The sequence below is a fragment of the Mucilaginibacter ximonensis genome, from assembly GCF_042686265.1.
Lineage (GTDB): Bacteria > Bacteroidota > Bacteroidia > Sphingobacteriales > Sphingobacteriaceae > Mucilaginibacter > Mucilaginibacter ximonensis.
This window is the reverse complement of sequence record NZ_JBHUPD010000002.1, coordinates 840,998-854,958: the sequence shown is the minus strand read 5'-3', so window position 1 is coordinate 854,958 and position 13,961 is coordinate 840,998. Positions and strand designations below refer to the sequence as shown.

Annotated in this window: 13 protein-coding genes; 10 read left to right on the top strand and 3 right to left on the bottom strand. The window is 43.8% G+C overall.

Annotated elements, in window-relative coordinates:
• Window position 1: 1 nt before the first annotated feature.
• From ACFS5N_RS11410 to ACFS5N_RS11400, 3 genes are all read right to left on the bottom strand, one after another.
• On the bottom strand, window positions 2–2,008 hold the full coding sequence (locus ACFS5N_RS11410) for a KUP/HAK/KT family potassium transporter (RefSeq protein WP_377185442.1): 2,007 nt from the start codon (window positions 2,006–2,008) through the stop codon (window positions 2–4).
• 184 nt (window positions 2,009–2,192) lie between these two features.
• The gene (locus tag ACFS5N_RS11405; protein WP_377185440.1) at window positions 2,193–3,548 is read right to left on the bottom strand and encodes a sigma-54-dependent transcriptional regulator; all 1,356 of its coding nucleotides are present in this window, start codon (window positions 3,546–3,548) and stop codon (window positions 2,193–2,195) included.
• Between the two features lie 93 nt (window positions 3,549–3,641).
• Window positions 3,642–4,361, bottom strand: coding sequence for a 3-keto-disaccharide hydrolase (locus tag ACFS5N_RS11400; RefSeq protein ID WP_377185438.1), 720 nt, complete (start codon window positions 4,359–4,361; stop codon window positions 3,642–3,644).
• 200 nt (window positions 4,362–4,561) lie between these two features.
• Here ACFS5N_RS11400 and ACFS5N_RS11395 point away from each other — a divergent pair, with 200 nt between their 5' ends.
• From ACFS5N_RS11395 to ACFS5N_RS11350, 10 genes are all read left to right on the top strand, one after another.
• On the top strand, window positions 4,562–5,746 hold the full coding sequence (locus ACFS5N_RS11395; protein ID WP_377185436.1) for a DUF5009 domain-containing protein: 1,185 nt from the start codon (window positions 4,562–4,564) through the stop codon (window positions 5,744–5,746).
• Between the two features lie 432 nt (window positions 5,747–6,178).
• Window positions 6,179–6,703: a YceD family protein gene (locus ACFS5N_RS11390; protein ID WP_377185434.1), complete on the top strand. Its 525-nt coding sequence runs from the start codon at window positions 6,179–6,181 to the stop codon at window positions 6,701–6,703.
• A 16-nt stretch (window positions 6,704–6,719) separates the two neighbouring features.
• A complete protein-coding gene (gene rpmF / locus ACFS5N_RS11385) occupies window positions 6,720–6,908 on the top strand; it encodes a 50S ribosomal protein L32 (protein WP_345102741.1) in 189 nt (62 codons plus the stop codon).
• A 16-nt stretch (window positions 6,909–6,924) separates the two neighbouring features.
• Window positions 6,925–7,860, top strand: coding sequence for a phosphate acyltransferase PlsX (gene plsX, locus ACFS5N_RS11380; protein ID WP_377185432.1), 936 nt, complete (start codon window positions 6,925–6,927; stop codon window positions 7,858–7,860).
• A 12-nt stretch (window positions 7,861–7,872) separates the two neighbouring features.
• Window positions 7,873–8,862 carry a beta-ketoacyl-ACP synthase III gene (locus ACFS5N_RS11375; RefSeq protein WP_377185430.1) on the top strand — a complete coding sequence of 330 codons (990 nt, stop codon included), beginning with the start codon at window positions 7,873–7,875 and terminating at the stop codon, window positions 8,860–8,862.
• 200 nt (window positions 8,863–9,062) lie between these two features.
• Window positions 9,063–9,536: an acetyl-CoA carboxylase biotin carboxyl carrier protein gene (accB, locus tag ACFS5N_RS11370; RefSeq protein ID WP_377185428.1), complete on the top strand. Its 474-nt coding sequence runs from the start codon at window positions 9,063–9,065 to the stop codon at window positions 9,534–9,536.
• A 150-nt stretch (window positions 9,537–9,686) separates the two neighbouring features.
• Window positions 9,687–11,021: an acetyl-CoA carboxylase biotin carboxylase subunit gene (accC, locus tag ACFS5N_RS11365; protein WP_377185426.1), complete on the top strand. Its 1,335-nt coding sequence runs from the start codon at window positions 9,687–9,689 to the stop codon at window positions 11,019–11,021.
• Window positions 11,022–11,069: 48 nt separating this feature from the next.
• Window positions 11,070–11,924 carry a twin-arginine translocase subunit TatC gene (gene tatC, locus ACFS5N_RS11360; RefSeq protein ID WP_377185423.1) on the top strand — a complete coding sequence of 285 codons (855 nt, stop codon included), beginning with the start codon at window positions 11,070–11,072 and terminating at the stop codon, window positions 11,922–11,924.
• A 23-nt stretch (window positions 11,925–11,947) separates the two neighbouring features.
• The gene (gene rpiB, locus ACFS5N_RS11355; RefSeq protein WP_377185421.1) at window positions 11,948–12,382 is read left to right on the top strand and encodes a ribose 5-phosphate isomerase B; all 435 of its coding nucleotides are present in this window, start codon (window positions 11,948–11,950) and stop codon (window positions 12,380–12,382) included.
• Window positions 12,383–12,472: 90 nt separating this feature from the next.
• Entirely contained in the window at window positions 12,473–13,858 is a 1,386-nt protein-coding gene (locus ACFS5N_RS11350; RefSeq protein ID WP_377185419.1) for a LutB/LldF family L-lactate oxidation iron-sulfur protein, read from the top strand.
• The last annotated feature ends 103 nt before the right edge of the window (window positions 13,859–13,961 follow it).

The window sequence follows — 13,961 nt, the reverse complement described above, 5'->3', positions numbered from 1 at the left end:
TTTATAGATGAACTAACTCGGGTACCAGTTCGCCGGTACTGGGGTCGATACGCCTTAGGTTAACATTAGTAACCGGGTTTACTACCAGCGGTATTTTTTCTACGTGTATTTCACTGGTATCTAAACCAAAAGTCTTGGCGTCGCTTTGTGCAAGCTTTTTAATATTAAAGTAGCTGTTGAGTATAAAGCTTTCGGCTACGCTGAATATGTTATTGTACGATAAAAATTTCTCTAGAATCACAAACCTGAAATCAGATATCACGTTAAACTGGCTTAATGACGGGTATTTACTGGTAATGTCCAACTCGTTACGTCGCAACATATCTTCAATTACCTTACGGAACAACACATTCACTCTTGGTTGTATTCTGAAACCTAAACGGAAATCGACACGGATGATCTTGCCCTTTTCAATCTGGTCGACACTATATTCCATGGTAAACGGCTCATAAGTAGTATCAATGTGGATGAACCAATAGGTGTCGGCGCGTTTAGGACTACGGCTCATGATAGAATACATAATCTTTTCTTCTATCTGCCGGCTGTTGTTGGCCTTGGTTAAATAAATAAGCTGACCCGCATATTTGGCTATAGATTCATCTGCGCTTAAAGCGTTCAGCATCGGGATATAATCATTAATGCTTACAAAGTTCAGGAAACGGTTATTGATCTTACGCGCTTTATACCAAACGTACATGGTAAATATCAGCCCGCACTCAAACACCAGGAAGAACAAACGTTTCAAAATTTTAACCGCATTAACCACAAAGAAGCTAAATTCGACAGTAAGGAATACGCATAAAATAACGGTCACCAACCAAACCGGCCAATGCTTTACATAGCGCATAAAGTAATACATCAAAATGGTAGTCATGAGCATGGCAATGGTGATAGAGAAACCATAGGCCGCCGTCATGTGCTCAACAGTGCGAAAGTACAGCGTTACTGCTATACAGCCGAAACACAATATCCAGTTGATGCTTGGTATATAAATCTGCCCGCGAATGTTTGAGGGATATTTAATAGTAATGCGGGGCCAAAAATTCATGCTCACCGCTTCGCTGATCAACGTAAATGACCCGCTGATTAAGGCCTGGCTGGCAATAATTGTTGCCAAAGTAGCCAGCGCCACACAAGGTATCATCAACAATTCAGGATGCGGAACAATTTGGTAAAAAGGGTTAATTGCGCTGAAGTTAGTATGTTCGGGCTGTGTCAGCACCCATGCGCCCTGGCCAAAGTAGTTTAACAACAAGGCTGTTTTTACAAACAACCAGCTTACCTGGATATTTTTACGGCCGCAGTGACCTAGGTCAGAGTATAAGGCTTCGGCACCGGTTGTACACAAAAATACCGCGCCTAATAACCAGAAACCCTTAGGGTGATCCATCAATAGCCGGGCGCCATAATACGGATTAATAGCCTTAAAAATGCCCGGGTTGTGTATGATCTGGAGGAAACCAAAAACACCAATAGTTAAAAACCAAACCAACATAACCGGACCAAAAGATGTGCCCACTACCCTGGTACCAAACTGCTGAAAGAAAAAAAGCAGCAAAATAATGCCGGTAACAATGCCCATAATTAGCCAGCAACCCGGTATAAATGACGAAGCCAAAGCCGGCACATTGCTCAAACCCTCAATAGCTGAGGTAACAGATACCGGGGGCGTGATAATACCATCGGCCAATAAAGTACCGGCACCGATAATAGCCGGGATAGCCAGCCATTTGCCGTAACGGCGAACCAAGGCATATAACGAGAATATACCGCCCTCGCCTTTATTGTCGGCTTGGAGGGTGATGAAGATGTATTTAAAGGTAGTTTGCAGGGTAAGCGTCCAGAATATGCAGGACAATGAGCCCAGCACGAACGACTGATTAGCCGAGCCGCCCTCAATCAGCAGTGATTGAAAAACATATAAAGGCGATGTGCCGATATCGCCAAAAATAATTCCAAGAGTGATGAGTAAGCCGGCGGCCGAAACGGTTTTTAAGTGAGAGGTCATTAAGCAGTAAGGGGGATAATAGTATTAAACATTACCTGCCATTATGAAAAAGCCATGCCATAATGAAAGGGCAAGCACCTAACTGCTTAAATTATAGACAATTAACTTGTGTACTAAATACACTATACATGTGATAAGCCTATCATTTTGATAGGGTTTTATCAAAATGGAATTTTTGGAGCGGTTATTCTATACCGTATTCTTTCAGTTTACGATACAGGGTGGCTATACCGATATTTAAAAGCCGGGCGGCTTCGGCACGATTGCCCTGGGTGTGCGCCAGCGTACGTTTAATATGCTGCTGCTCCATGACTGAAAGGTCAAATGTAGATGCCTGGTTATAGTTGTTACCAGGCGATAACTTATCAAACTCGTAAGGTAAAACGTCGGCGTCAAGCTCTTTGCCATCGCAAAGAATCACGGCACGTTCAATGACATTTTTTAATTCGCGGATGTTGCCCGGCCAGTTATAGGCCTCCAATTTTTCGATAAACTCCGGCGTGTATCCATTAATATGTTTGCCTACTTTAATTGCAAATTGCTTAATAAAGCTTTCAGCAAGCGGGCCTATATCTTTTCGTCTGTCGCGCAGTGACGGTAATACAATTTGAAATACCGATAACCGGTAAAACAAATCAGACCTGAAACGCCCTTCATTAACCTCAACCTGCAGATCGCGATTGGTAGCGGCCAATATGCGCACATTTACCTGGGTGGCTTTGGTATCACCAATTTTAATGAACTGCTGCGATTCCAACACACGCAGTAGTTTGGCTTGCAGATCGTGATCCATTTCACCTATTTCGTCCAGAAAAATGGTACCCCCGCTGGCTTCTTCAAACAAACCCTTTTTATCTTTTATAGCCCCGGTAAATGAGCCGGCTTTGTGCCCAAACAATTCGCTTTCCAACAGTTCGCGGCTAAAGGCGCTGCAATTAATAGCTATAAAAGGTTTGTTATTGCGCAGGCTGGAGTAATGTATGGCTTCGGCAAAAACTTCCTTGCCGGTGCCAGTCTCGCCCAGCAATAAAACCGTCGTATCTGTAGCTGCAACTTTTTGGGCAAGTTTAATAGCGTTGGTAATACTTGGCGATGTGCCGATGATGCGTTCAAAACCAAATCTTCGGCTCAGTTTACTTTCCAGTTCAAGCACCCGGCGCTGCAATAAGGCTTTATCCATGGCTTTACTCACCAATGGTATAATTCTTTCGTTGTCATCGCCCTTGGTGATATAGTCGAACGCGCCGTTTTTGATGGCTGTTACCCCATCGTTTATCGTACCATAGGCGGTAAGCATAATAATCTCAACCGCTGGGTAGGCAGTTTTAATGGTTTTACTCAACTCAATGCCATTGGCATCGGGCAGCTTCACGTCGCACACTACAACATCAATGGTTTGGTTATCCAGCTGGCGCAACCCCTCCTTTGCGGTTGTAGCCTGAACAATGGTATAACCTTCCAGTTGCAGAATGCGGGCCAGCAATTGCCGCAGACGTTCTTCGTCATCAATAATTAAAAGTTTGCCGGCTGCTGAAGTCATGTTTTACAAATCTGGATAATTTAATTGTGATTATAAACAAAAAACCCGCTAAGCTATACGCTCAACGGGTTTATTATTTACACTAACGGTTAATTAGTCTTTAATTTCACGGATTTTAATGTTTTTCCAACCACTGGCGCCCGGGTGTTTTTGCACAGCGATGTGACCTTTCTGAACTTTCATAAATTCAGCAAAAAATGGGTCTTTAAATTTACTTGATGCAAGCGCTTTGTCCCACTCAGGGCTGCCAATTTGTACATCAACAGTTTTGGTACCGTTTAAGTAAAACTGCAAGTGACCTTTGTTTTGGATCAATCTTACCTGGTTCCAGCCGCCTGGTTCAACCGGATGCGATACGGTTGCGTCGCCCATCATGTCGTACAAGCAACCAGCCAGGTGATTTTGTTTTTTATTGTCGTCAGCACCAACATTGTCTAATACCTGCATCTCTGCACCGGTTTGGTAAGTAGCATGGTATTTAGGGCCTTCCTGTACGTCAAAAATAATACCGCTGTTACCACCCGGAGTAATTCTCCATTGTAGTTGCAGTTCGTAATTTTCATATACGCCATCAGTAACTAAGTCATCACCGGCACGGTCACGCTCACGGTTGTATTGAATTTGGCCGTCTTTAACAATCCAGTTAGCAGCAACAGTATCTCTGTTAAATGAGTGCCAGCCTTTAAGGTCTGTGCCATCAAACAGCAATTTCCAACCTTGTTTAATTTCTTTTTTAGTTAAAGTATTGTCTTGCGCTTTTACTGCTGTTGACAAAACCAGGCAGGCTGCAAAGCCTAATAATATTTTTTTCATATTTAATTTAAAAAATGGTTAGGGTAAAGCTACAATAATTTTCAGTGTTGATATATTTTTTGGAAAAATATCAGGTAAATAATGAGTTACAATTAACTTCCCTCAAATAACATCGATTGCACATACGTAAAGGTCTTTTTTAACAAAATTTAACACCTGCACCGCAAACATTTCATAGTTTGCGGCTATTAAATACCGTGATGAATAGTGAGCCGAGCCGGGTGCGGTCGATAGATGCCTTTCGCGCCGTCACCATGTTTTTAATGATTTTTGTGAATGATCTCGATGATGTGCCTAATACCCCTCAATGGATACATCACGCTAAAATGAATGCCGATGCCCTGGGACTTGCCGATACCATTTTCCCGGCTTTTTTGTTTATAGTAGGTTTATCAATACCCTTTGCCTTCCAAAACAGGATAAAGCGCGGCGACTATCATGCCCCATTCCGTATCATCATGCGCTCGTTCGCGCTGATTTTTATGGGCTTCTTTTTCTCCAATATCGACAGTTATAGCGAAGCCTACGGCGTATTGCCCAGGCCCGTTTGGGAAAGCTTGCTGGTGTTCAGTTTTTTCTTCATCTTCCTTAATTATACCAAAAACACGTCGGCCCTCAAGAAATATTTGCTGCAGGGCTTTGGCTGGGCGCTGCTTATCACGCTGTCGGTATTGTATAGAAGTAAGGACCCCGAGCACCATTGGCTGCACTTTACCTGGTGGGAAATTTTAGGACTGATAGGCTGGTCATACCTGGTATGTGCGCTTATTTACTACTATTCTAAAGGTATATTGTGGATCCAGGCCGCCGCCTGGATATTCTTCATGTTTTTTAATCTCGATTTCCATTTCGGCATGTTGCATTTTTTAGACCCGCTGCGCGACTATATATGGCTGTCGGGCAACGGCGCTATGCAGGCTTTTACCATGGCCGGGGTGTTTGTAGCCGTTTTATATATGCGCCTGCGTGAGAGCGGCGAGCTGCGCCTGTTATTAACAGGTATGCTGCTCATGGCCGTGATCTTGCTTAATCTGGGCTTTATTGTGCGGTATTTTAGCGGCGGCATATCTAAGGTGCGCGATACGCCATCATGGGTATTGATCTGTACCGCCATAAGCCTGGTGGTGTATGCTATATTTATATATGTAGTGGATTTTAAAAATAAGTTTAGCTGGTTCAAGATCATAAAACCGGCCGGCGACAATGCCTTTACCTGCTACATTGTGCCCGGCTTGTTTTATCCGTTGTTTGAAATGACCAATCTGCAATACCCCGGTATTATCAGCGAAGGAACAGGCGGGTTAATTAAATGTTTTGTATTTGCTTTCGCGATGGTGTGGTTAACGGGCCTGTTGGAAAAGGTAAATATTAAGTTGAAGATATAGCATCGACTACCTGGTGCTAGATATTAAAAGCGAAGGCTGGTGCGATTCCCTCCCAAGGGAGGGGCAGGGAGGGGTTTCTGAAATTGGTTAGGCACTAAACCCCTCCCTGCCATTGCGCTCAATGCCACCGCCCCCCTCCCAAGGGAGGGAATTAAACAGGTGGATCTCTCTTGCATAAAAAATTTAAACATTCTCTCTCCATTGTAATAGTTGACACGTACCTTTGCGCCCGGGAATTTAATTGTCTGCGATAAAGGAAGCGTTGTTTTGAGCATTGCGTTAGCAAACTATCTAACCGCTTGTTAAAGTAAAACACGCTAAGTGCTCTCAAAATCAGGTTCATGGTGTAAATAACATACCTAAAACGCATTTAAAAAAAACCTTTTTCGGTATTCGATTTTTTCCCTACATTTGCAGGCTAATTGTTGCTCATTGAAATCGCTACGAAATTATTCGATTCCTTTTTCCGGTTTATCGCTGGGAAAGCATCATTTTGATTTTGATGTTAAGGATGATTTTTTTGACGAGTTTGATTACTCGCTGGTAAAAAAAGCTGATTTGAAATGCGCTGTTGAGCTGGAAAAACAAGAAACTATGCTGATTCTTGATTTCCGTATCACCGGCACCATTCAGGCTACTTGTGATACCTGCCTGGCTGAATATCCCGAACAGGTGGACATTCGCGAACAGCAGATAGCCAAGTTTGCAAACGAGGAAATTGACGAGGATGACGAGATCGTCACCTTAAGCAAGAACGACCACGAGCTGGTACTTGCAGGTTTGATCTACGAATATATTAACGTTGCAGTGCCGTTTGTGGCTGGCTGCGGCGACGCGGGAAATACCCCGTATTGTGATAAAGAGATGCTCGATAGAATTAACAGCCTGTCGGGAGGTAATGAACAAAGTGATGATAGTGCAGACCCAAGGTGGGATGCATTGAAAAAAATTAAATAATAATAACTATAAGGTTATGCCACATCCAAAACGTAAAATATCAAAATCAAGAAGAGACAAGCGTAGAACTCATGACAAAGCTGTCGCTCCAACGTTAACTACTTGCAAAGTTACCGGTGCTGTGCACTTGCCTCACAGAGCTTATACTGTGGACGGTAACGTTTACTACAACGGTAAATTACTTATCGAAAAAGCAGTAGCTTAACAACTAATTTTCTAACATGAAGATTGGCTTAGATATTATGGGCGGAGATTACGCCCCCAAAGCGACTGTTTTAGGGGCTATCGAGGCTTACAAAGTATTACAAGGCCATAAACTGGTGCTTATAGGCGACAAAGAGGCGGCTATAGGCATTCTTCGTGAACACAACTTTGATCCGGACAACTTCGAGTACGTGCACACTACCGAAGTTATCGGCATGGGCGAACATCCCACCAAAGCGGTAGTTCAAAAAGCCGATTCAAGTATCAGCGTAGGTTTCAGAATGTTGAAAGAGGGGCAGATCGATGCTTTCTCATCAGCAGGCAATACCGGCGCCATGCTGGTTGGTTCCATGTTTAGTGTTAAAACCATCCCGGGCATTCTTCGCCCGGCCATTACTACCATAGTACCACGCCTCAACGGCGGTATCAACATTTTGTTAGATGTTGGAGCCAATGCTGATTGCAAACCTGAGGTACTGGTGCAGTTTGGCGTGCTGGGCAGCTTGATGGCCCAAAGCGTTTATGGTATTGAAAACCCTCGCGTAGCGCTGATGAACATCGGCGAAGAAGAAGAAAAGGGTAACCTGCTTTGTCAGGCCACTTATCCTTTAATGAAAGAAACATCCCAGTTTAACTTTATTGGTAATGCTGAAGGACGCGACCTTTTTGGGGACGCAGCCGATGTTTTTGTTTGCGATGGTTTTACCGGAAATATAATTTTGAAACTTGCTGAATCGTTCTATGTAATAACCCGCAAAAAAGGGTTAAAAGATGAATTTTTTGACAGGTTTAACTATGAGCAATACGGAGGCAGCCCAATTTTGGGAATAAATGCCCCTGTTGTTGTTGGCCACGGTATATCAAGCCCTGAAGCCATCAAAAATATGGTTCTTTTATCTAAAGATATGGTTGAAAGTGAACTTGTTGCGAAAGTGACAGAAGCCTTTCAATAAATAATTATAGCTATGAGTAAAATTACTGCAGCCATTACGGCTGTCAATGGTTATGTACCTGATTATGTGTTAACTAATCAGGAGCTATCTACCATGGTAGATACTAACGACGAGTGGATAACCACACGTACCGGTATCAAAGAACGCAGAATTTTAAAAGGCGAAGGGCTGGGCACATCAGACCTTGCCGCCCCTGCGGTTGAAGGCCTGCTGAAAAAACGCGGCATAGGCCCCGAAGAAATTGACCTGATTATTTTTTGTACTACTACCCCTGACATGCCTTTCCCGGCTACGGCTAACCTTTTTGCACACAAAATTGGTGCTGTTAATGCCTGGGGATTTGATATGCAAGCCGCCTGCTCAGGCTTTGTGTTTGGTTTAGCTACCGGCGCACAGTTTATTGAAACCGGTATGCACAAAAAAGTATTGGTAGTTGGCGCCGACAAAATGTCGTCAATTGTTGATTACCAGGACCGCGCCACCTGTATCATTTTTGGCGATGGCGCAGGCGCAGCGTTGCTTGAGCCAAACTACGAAGGCTATGGCATTAAAGATTCTATCCTGAAAAGCGACGGTTCGGGCATTCCGTTCCTGCATATGAAGGCAGGGGGCTCTGTTAAACCGGCCAGCCATGCTACTATTGACGCCCGCGAGCACTTTGCTTACCAGGAAGGTAAAACCGTATTTAAATTTGCGGTTACCAGCATGGCCGATGTTGCTGCCGATGTGATGGAGCGTAATAACCTGCAATCAGAAGATATTGCATGGTTAGTGCCGCACCAGGCTAACAAACGTATTATTGATGCTACTGCTGCACGTTGTGGCATAAGCGACGACAAAGTGATTGTTAACATTGAGCGTTATGGCAATACTACCAATGCCACCATACCTTTGTGTTTATGGGAGTGGGAAAGCAAATTTAAAAAAGGCGACAACCTGATCCTGGCAGCTTTTGGCGGCGGCTTTACCTGGGGATCAATGTACCTTAAATGGGCTTATTAATTTGATGTGCAGGTGTACGGATATGCGGATGTGCGAATGAATTGATTTTCTTTTTGTTAGTGCGTTAAAAATAAAAACCATACCATACATTACACGTTAAACCATAATAGCCATCTGCATATCTGCAGATTTGCACATTATAACATTATAACTAACTTAGATTAATACATATTATCCAATAAACCCTATAATCTGCAATAATGGATATTAAACAAATACAGGATCTTATCCGCTTTGTTTCCAAATCGGGAGTAAACGAAGTATCGATCGAGCAAAAAGATTTTAAGATTACTATTAAAACCGCTCAGGAGCCAACTGTAGTTCACGCTACTATTCCGAGCGCTGCGCCTGTGGCTGCAGCACCGGTTCAGGCCCTGCCTGCTGCCGCGCCTGCCGCTGCTACCCCCGCTGCTCCGGCTGCCGATACATCAAACTATATTACTATCAAGTCGCCAATGATCGGTACATTCTACCGATCTGCCGGCCCTGATAAACCGATGTTTGTAAACGTAGGCGACGAGGTGTCAACCGGCTCAGTAGTTTGCATCATTGAAGCCATGAAATTATTCAACGAGATCGAATCAGAAGTATCAGGCCGTATAGTAAAAATATTGGTTGATAACGCTTCGCCGGTTGAATATGACCAACCGTTATTTTTAGTAGAACCTATGTAACAGTGAATAGTAATTGGTTGATTAGGTGAGTAGTTGCCTGTCAATTGATTAATATCACTCAACTTAGTATTTAAAGTTTGTGGTTAATTAAGAGAGTATTAAAACTCAATCACTTAATCAACTCAATCAACCCAATCAACTTTAAAAAACATGTTTAAAAAAATATTAATAGCTAACCGTGGAGAGATTGCCTTACGCATTATCCGTACCTGTAAAGAAATGGGTATTAAAACGGTTGCTGTATATTCTACTGCCGACCGCGATAGTCTTCACGTTCGCTTTGCTGACGAGGCTGTTTGTATTGGCCCGCCGGCAAGTAAAGATTCTTATTTAAATATTCCTAATTTAATATCAGCTGCCGAGCTAACCAATGCCGACGCCATCCATCCGGGGTATGGTTTCTTGTCAGAAAATGCAAAGTTCTCAGCTATCTGCGCCGAATACGGTATCAAATTTATTGGTGCTACAGCCGATCAGATTAACTCAATGGGTGATAAAGCTTCGGCCAAAGACACCATGAAAAAAGCCGGCGTACCAATTGTACCGGGTTCTGATGGTTTGTTAGAGAGCGTAAAAGAAGGTATCGCGATAGCTAAAAAAATCGGTTATCCTGTAATCCTTAAAGCTACTGCCGGTGGTGGTGGCCGCGGTATGCGTATTGTTTGGAAAGACGAGGAGTTTGAAAATGCCTGGGATTCGGCACGTGCCGAATCGGGTGCTGCATTTGGTAATGATGGCATGTACTTGGAGAAATATGTTCAGGACCCGCGTCACATTGAGATACAGGTAGTAGGCGACCAGTATGGTAAAGTTTGTCACCTGTCTGAACGCGATTGCTCTATCCAGCGTCGTCACCAAAAACTGGTTGAAGAGGCTCCATCGCCTTTCATGACCGAGAAACTGCGTAAAAAAATGGGCGAGGCTGCTATTAAAGGCGCCAAAGCCGTAAAATACGAAGGCGCTGGCACCGTAGAGTTTTTGGTTGATAAGGACCGCAACTTTTACTTCATGGAAATGAATACCCGTATCCAGGTGGAGCACCCGGTTACTGAAGAAGTGATCAACTTTGACCTGATCAAAGAACAAATTAAAGTTGCCGCCGGCATTCCTATCTCAGGTAAAAACTACGAGCCAACAATGCACGCTATTGAGTGTCGTATCAATGCCGAGGATCCGTTTAACAACTTCCGTCCATCGCCGGGTAAAATAACCAACTTCCACTCGCCGGGTGGTCACGGTGTACGTGTAGATACACACGTTTACAGCGGCTATACCATACCGCCAAACTACGACTCAATGATTGCTAAGGTTATATGCGTGGCTCAAACCCGCGAAGAAGCTTTAAGCACTATGGAGCGCGCTTTAGGCGAGTTTATTATTGAAGGTATTAAAACTACTATACCTTTCCACTTAAAACTATTGAAAGATCCAAACTTCCGTGCCGGTAATTTTACCACCAAGTTCATGGAAACGTTTGAGTATTAATACAGACCTGTTAATTTCCGTGAGTCAAGCTCTCCCGGAACTATTTCAATGAGCGACGAAAAGAACTTAGTAAAAGCGATAAGAGAGAAGGGGAAAAACCTTGAAGCCGAAATGTCATTCTTTGACCACCTGGAGGCTTTAAGATGGCATTTGATACGCGCTGCTATAGCCGTCGTTGTTTTTGCACTGGTAGCTTTCCTGAACTACCGCTTTATTTTCAAAAACTTTATTATGGGGCCGTTTAGCCCCGATTTCTGGACTTACCGCATGATGTGTAAGCTGGGCGAAGGTTTTTGTATCACCAAGTTCAATGCCGAGATCATTAACACCGATGTTGCCGGGCAATTTATGTTGCAGATCAACTCGTCAGTGCTTATCGGTATTATACTGAGTGTGCCTTACATTTTGTGGGAGATATGGCGCTTTATTAAACCTGCACTTTTAGAGAAGGAAAGGAAAGCAGCCAGCGGTTTTGTATTTTGGGCATCGTTGCTGTTCATTATCGGTATTCTGTTTGGTTATTATGTAATTGCGCCCGAGTCGATTGCCTTCTTAGCCAACTATAACGTAAGCGATACCATCAAAAACGAGTTTACGGTAAGTTCATACTTGTCTATGGTAGCAACTATTACGCTTATCATCGGTATTGTATTTGAGCTCCCTATATTCATCTATATCCTGGCGTCGATTGGTATTTTGACTGGTACTTTCATGAAAAGAACCCGCCGCTATGCGGTAGTTATTTTATTGATCGTAGGTGCTATCATTTCGCCGTCGCCAGATTTTATGACCACCATGATTGCTACCCTGCCACTATTTGTTTTGTATGAAGTAGGCATAGTAGTAGCTTCGGTAGTTGAAAAACGCCGTGCCAAAGAACACGACGAACTGATGAAATCGTAAACCAATTATCATCACCCAATAAAATGATTGAAGGATTAAAAATTGCTATCGGTGCTGACCATGCAGGTTTTGAGCTCAAAAACACATTGCTTACTTTTCTGGGTGAGAATGTGAAAGATTTTGGCACGTTCTCAAAAGACTCATGCGATTACACTGATTTTGCGCATCCCGTTGCTACCGCTGTTGAAAACGGTGAGTTTGATTATGGTATACTGATTTGCGGCAGTGCTAACGGCGTGGCTATTGCAGCCAACAAGCACCAGGGTATCCGCGCGGCGTTGTGTTATAACGAAGCGGTAACCGAGCCTGCCCGCAGCCATACGGATGCTAATGTACTTTGCATTCCGTCAAACTTTGTGACTGTTGATCAGGCTAAAAAGATTTGCGAGATATTTTTCAGCACCGAATTTGAAGGCGGCCGCCATGCGCGCCGTGTCGGTAAGATAGCTTGTGCTTAATTTGTAAGCAATATTGACATAATATTCAAAAAAAGCGGCAGGAAAACACCCTGCCGCTTTTTTTATGGTGTAAATTCATAAATTAGCAGCATGACTAGTATCGCTGAGGAATTTCTGACCGACTCAGAAAATAAATCATTTGATATCGACCACCGTCGCATCATCAACTACAATATCAATAAGTACGATACTGCGGTTGACCGCGGCTTGTCGCGCATTATTAACCTGGAAAACGCCAAACGCCGTGGCCACGTATTAAAGTGGAAAATGATGGAGAACCTGGATAAGATATTACCCGAGTTCGAGGCAAATTTCCAAAAACGCGGCGGCAAGGTGATCTGGGCTAACGACGCCGAGGAAGCCAATCGCGAGATACTAAACATCATTCAAAAAGCCGGAGCCAAAATGATCGTTAAATCGAAGTCAATGGTAACCGAGGAAATCGAACTGAACGAGTACCTCGAGCACAACAACGTTGAATCGATTGAAACAGACTTAGGCGAATATATTGTGCAATTATTAGGGCAAAAGCCTTATCACATTGTAACACCGGCCATGCACCTTTCAAAAGAGGACATTGCCAAACTATTTAACGAAAAATTTGGCACCCCGCTTGATTATACACCAGAGCAACTTACCCAAAAAGCCCGCGAACTGCTGCGCGAAAAATATGTAACTGCCGAAGTTGGCATAACCGGCGGTAACTTTTTAATTGCTGATACCGGCAGCATAGCACTATCTGAAAATGAAGGCAATGCCCGCTTAAGCACATCGTTCCCACGGATACACATTGCGGTGGTGGGTATAGAGAAAATTATCCCCTCGCTAACTGATCTTGATTTATACTGGCCCATGCTGGCAACACATGGTACAGGCCAGAATTTAACTGTATACAACACTGTGCTTAGCGGCCCGCGCCAACCCGGCGAGACCGATGGCCCGGAAGAAATGTACGTGGTATTGCTTGACAACGGCCGTACCAATTTGCTTGCTCAAAAAGAACAGCGCCAGGGCTTGTACTGCATTCGTTGCGGTGCTTGCTTAAATGGCTGCCCGGTTTATAAAAACGTAGGCGGTCATACTTACGGTACACCATATAGCGGCCCAATAGGTTCTATCATTACCCCGCACTTAAAAGGCATGGAAAACTTTAAGCACCTGAGCTACGCTTCAAGCCTTTGCGGTAAATGTACCGAGGTTTGCCCGGTTAAGATAGATATACATAAAATGCTGCTGCTTAACCGCCGTGATGCTGTAAATGAGGGTTATGTACCGACTGCTGAAAAATGGGGCTGGTTTGCCTGGAAAAAGGGTATGCTGAGCCGTAAGCTCGAAGATTTTTTGAGCGGTAATACCAAAAACAAATTGTTAAGAACCTTCTTCAAAAAAAGCTGGGGACATTATAAGGCGATGCCGCACGTCGCGCCAAAATCATTTGCTGAACAGTGGAAAGACCAGCATAAGAATCAGAGCTAAGAAAGATATTTCTATTTTCTATAGCGTCATCGCGAGCGAGGTACGAGCGTGGCGATCTCCGGATAATCGGAAGGCCGCTCGCCTACAGATCGCCACGCTACGC